Genomic DNA, 4,537 nt, shown 5'->3' with positions numbered 1-4,537 from the left:
ATTGTTTATATAAATGAAGTTATTAAAGATGCTGTATTAATGCGCTCAAAATTAATTAAAATGGAAAAAATGGAGATTGTTAGCCAACTCGCTGCAAGTATATCGCACGAAGTAAGGAATCCCTTAACGGTTGTAAAAGGATTTACACAGCTTTTAAAAACACCGAATTTAACTCCTGAGTCAAGAGACGAATATATTAAACATATACTTGAAGAGTTAAATCGTGCCCAAGAAATTATCGATGATTATTTAACGTTTGCCAAACCTGCTCCAGAAAAATTAGATCAAATTTCAATAAAACAAGAGTTAAATCGGGTTATTAATATGATATTGCCATTGTGTAATATGAATACGATACATATTACACAGGATTTTTCTGAGGCAACCATTGTTGGTAATAAACAGCACTTTCAACAATGTTTTTTAAACTTAATAAAGAACAGTATTGAAGCGATGCCTAATGGTGGTACCTTAAATATTTCCTCATCTATCAATAATAGTAAAGTTGAAATACGAATTGAAGATAGCGGAGTTGGAATGTCACAGGAGCAAATACATCGATTCGGTGAACCGTATTTTAGTACAAAAACAAAAGGAACCGGTTTAGGTACAATGGTTGCTGTTAAGATTATTGAGACGATGCATGGAAGTTTAAAAATCCGAAGTATCGTTAGTAAAGGAACGACTTTAACGATTACGTTCCCGAAATATAGTAAGAATACGCATTAAAACAAATAAAAAAGGAGCATAGTCGCTCCTTTTTTATTTGTTTCGATACATAAGTATCTTCAATGTTTTTTTAGTTTACATTTGTGAAGACTAATTAAAAATTAGTATCCTCCGCCCCAGCAGCTGCATCCTACAATTATTAATAGAATGAATAACACAACTAATAAAGCGAAACCTCCACCAAAACCACAAGAACCACCGTAACTCATATTTTCTCCTCCTTTTGGTTTGAAAACTAATAGGTAGTTGATCATTTTAACTGGTTCGTATTATACATTATGTATATATCCCTTTTTTGAGCATGTCTACATAAAAATAAGTAAAAGCACTCGTTTAAAGAGTGCTTTAAAATGGATACCAAAAGTTTTGAAATACGTTTAATTTTAAATATACCGCAACAATAAATATGAAAATACCGGCAAATAAAGCGATGAAATCTTCACGTTTCGCCTTACTTGTATAAAACCATGTACGTTTATCCTTCTTTCCAAATCCTCTTAAATCCATTGCATTTGAAACCGTATCTATTCTTTCTAGAGAATGAATGATTAGTGGCCAGAAAATTAAAACACGGTTCTTCATACGAACCCATAAACTTGCTTCTCCTTTTTCAAAAGCCACTCCTCTCGCTTCTTGCGCGTGTTTAATAATTTTATACTCAGACTGGATGTCAGGAATATAACGTAGTGCAATATTTATTGCATAAGTAATCTTATAATGAATACCAAGTTTACTTAAGCTACTTACAAATTCGCTTGGATCTGTCGTGTAAATAAAAAGAAGTGTAAATGGTAATAACGTAAAATACTTTAATGAAAGTGTAGCTGCATAAAATAATGTTTCATATGTAATCGTTGCATATCCAACATGTAAAAACGCGGTATATGATTCAGTTAATTCAGATCCATGAGTTGGTGTAATAAATAAAATCATGACAGAGTTTAATAAACTAAATGTAAATATGACACTAAAAACAATTAAAATTTTACGAAATGGAATTTTAGCAACGCTGAGTCCGATACACCCCATAATAAATAATATTAGCAACACCCGAAAATCAAAAAACAAAAAAGTAAGCGTCATACAAAAAATAAATAAAAACAATTTCACTACCCCATCCATACGATGAAAATATGTACTATGCACCTTCCTCCCTCCTATTACTGTCTAAATAAAGCTCCATAAATTTTTCTGGACATGCAATCCCACTAAATTTAACAAGCTTGGTTAAAGAACTCTCTCTTAAGTTGGCTCTTTGTAACGTTTCTTGATCGCCTAATACATCAAACACTGTATTATCCGCAATAATTTTCCCTTCATTTAGAACTACTGCACGGTCTGTATATTCTAGCGCGAGATTCATATCGTGAGTGATAAAAACAAATGAAATTCCCTTTTTAGCCAAGTTTTTAATAAACGACATAAATTGTTTATAATGATAATAATCTTGTCCCGCTGTCGGTTCATCTAATATGATAAGTTTAGGATTTGTTGTTAATACAGATGCGATTGTTAATCTCTTCTTTTGCCCATAGCTTAGTGCTTGAATTGGCCAATTACGAAATGGATATAAACCACAAATTTTTAAAGTTCCTTCTACTCTATTCTTAATTTCTTCCTTAGAAAAATTATGTAATGTTAATGTAAATGAAACTTCTTCAAAAACAGTAGGCTGTGTAATCATATGATTTGGATTTTGCATCACGTAAGATATGATTTCCCCACGTTTACGAATAGACCAAGAACTAATATCTTCACCTTTTAACAAGATTTTCCCATTTTTCATTTTGTTTATGCCTATAAGACTATGAGCTAATGTTGATTTCCCTGCTCCATTATGTCCTAACAGTGCCACAATTTCTCCTTCATATATTGAAAGGTTTACATTTTCTAATACTTTTTGTTTATTAGAGTATGAAAATGATAAATTCTCCACTTTAAGTAATTCCTTGTTTTTAGTATTCCCTTTTAATATGACTTGTTTCTCCATCCACTCTTTTATAACGTTGCTTACCTTTTCTTTTTGAAGGTTTTCCATTGGATATATTACGTCATTATTACTATCAAAATGTAATCTCTTTAATGCTTCGATGTAAATAGGCTCTCTTAAGCCGATACGTGGTAATATATTTGACGCTAAGATTTCTTTTGGTGTTCCTATCGCAATGACTTTACCTTCATCAATTAATATAATTTTGTCTAAATCCAGTTTTAAAATTTCTTCTATTCTATGTTCGATAATGACAATCGTTTTATTATATTGTTCATGTATATCTTTCATAAGTTCTATCGTATGTAAGGCGCTTAGTGGATCTAAATTAGCTAACGGTTCATCGAACAATAATATATCCGCATTTGTTGTTAATAAACCAGCAAGAGAAACTGTTTGCTTTTGACCTCCTGATAATTCATGTGGACTTTGTTTATGAAACGTATGCATCTTCACCTTTCTTAATGAGTCCGAAACAATCTTTTTCATGTCATCTTGCTTTACACATTCATTTTCTAAATAAAAAGCTACATCTTCTTCTACTGTCAGACCAATAAATTGAGCATCTTGATCTTGCAAAATTGTTCCTACCTGTTTACTTTGTTCAAAAATACTTCCTTCCCTCGGGTCTTTACCGGCAATTAAAACGTTACCTGTGCTATTCCCTTCGTAAGAAAATGGGATTAGCCCATTTATACAATGAGCTAATGTCGACTTTCCTGAACCACTTCGTCCAGCAATTAGCACTTTTTCCCCAGGGTATATATGAAAGGTAATATCACTTAAAGTAGGCTGCGCAGCATGCCCATATTGAAAGGTGAATTGTTCAAACGAAATAATTGGTTGCATGTTGACATCCCTACTTTTCAATTTTTAAATGTGTATGTTTCTTATTGGATTTCGCCAGACCAATTGTAAGTGGCAATCCAAGTACTAAGAAAACGATGACATCGGAAATTGTTGCTCCTAATACTTGTATAACAATTTTGTCAAATGGTTCCCCCATCACAATAATATCGAATGCCCCAGCAAATATAATAGCAATGACAATACCAACTAGCCCAGTAATTGCTAAATAAGAAATATCCCCCTTCTTAAATGACCCGTTTTTCACACTAAAACCAACTCTTTTTTGAATAAGCCCCATTGAAAAACCAATAATACCTGAACTAATAACCCATCCCCACCAAATCCCCCATCCAGCAATCGTATCTGTTACGGTATGACCGATAAGTCCGATTAACAGTCCTGCCACTGGACCAAATAATGCTCCAAAAACAGTTAATATAGCTAATGCTGGTTTAATAAATGTATTCGGTGCAATAGAAAATCCCCAAAGTCCTAATATCCCGTATAATGCTGCTCCAATACCGATTGCTACTACTAACTTTGTTGATAATTTGTTCATGACAATTCCCCTCTCATATTAGTCAACTTTTATTACTCTATATTTAATTTAAAAATGAATTATGCATCGACACTCCCTTTCTATACAACAAAAAAATGACCTCTTACATAAGAGGTCATTTTCTTTCACGTTCAAGAATCCTCTTATCTTTCAAAAAACACATCGTGTCCTCTGCGGAATTAGCACCTTCCTATAAAATTGCATAGGGGTTGCTGAGGTTTCTTAGGGCCGTTCCCTCCACCTCTCTGGATAAGTATTAATTTGTAATTCGTATTATGGCACTAAAGAATGTAAATTTCAACACTTTTCTTACTATTTTTATTTTTTGTTAAATAGATCATTTAAATCATTGTATTCTTATCGGAATTATGAAATAATAAATTCAAAATCGTTTCGGGAGGAATGCATTA

5 protein-coding genes and 1 riboswitch are annotated in these 4,537 nt (G+C 32.6%); of the genes, 1 reads left to right on the top strand and 4 read right to left on the bottom strand.

Annotated elements, in window-relative coordinates:
• A partial coding sequence (locus ACQGS6_RS23380; RefSeq protein ID WP_426965681.1) for an ATP-binding protein occupies positions 1-729 on the top strand: 729 nt, incomplete at its 5' end.
• 101 nt (positions 730-830) lie between these two features.
• Here ACQGS6_RS23380 and ACQGS6_RS23375 read toward each other — a convergent pair.
• The 4 genes from ACQGS6_RS23375 to ACQGS6_RS23360 all read right to left on the bottom strand — a co-directional run bounded on the left by ACQGS6_RS23375 (position 831) and on the right by ACQGS6_RS23360 (position 4,127).
• Positions 831-938, bottom strand: a complete 108-nt coding sequence (locus tag ACQGS6_RS23375; protein WP_000120182.1) for a YjcZ family sporulation protein — start codon at positions 936-938, stop codon at positions 831-833.
• 136 nt (positions 939-1,074) lie between these two features.
• Positions 1,075-1,875: an energy-coupling factor transporter transmembrane component T family protein gene (locus ACQGS6_RS23370; RefSeq protein WP_076774994.1), complete on the bottom strand. Its 801-nt coding sequence runs from the start codon at positions 1,873-1,875 to the stop codon at positions 1,075-1,077.
• A complete protein-coding gene (locus ACQGS6_RS23365) occupies positions 1,868-3,568 on the bottom strand; it encodes an ABC transporter ATP-binding protein (RefSeq protein WP_001182507.1) in 1,701 nt (566 codons plus the stop codon). The genes ACQGS6_RS23370 and ACQGS6_RS23365 overlap by 8 nt, the downstream gene beginning before the upstream one ends.
• A 10-nt stretch (positions 3,569-3,578) precedes the next feature.
• Positions 3,579-4,127: an ECF-type riboflavin transporter substrate-binding protein gene (locus ACQGS6_RS23360; RefSeq protein WP_001038208.1), complete on the bottom strand. Its 549-nt coding sequence runs from the start codon at positions 4,125-4,127 to the stop codon at positions 3,579-3,581.
• Between the two features lie 140 nt (positions 4,128-4,267).
• Positions 4,268-4,383, bottom strand: a riboswitch (SAM riboswitch).
• Between the last annotated feature and the right edge of the window lie 154 nt (positions 4,384-4,537).

The sequence above is a fragment of the Bacillus sp. GMs2/2 genome, from assembly GCF_050172095.1.
Classification (GTDB): domain Bacteria; phylum Bacillota; class Bacilli; order Bacillales; family Bacillaceae_G; genus Bacillus_A; species Bacillus_A cereus.
Note: the sequence above shows the minus strand (reverse complement) of the source record. Positions and strands in the feature narration are given on the sequence as shown.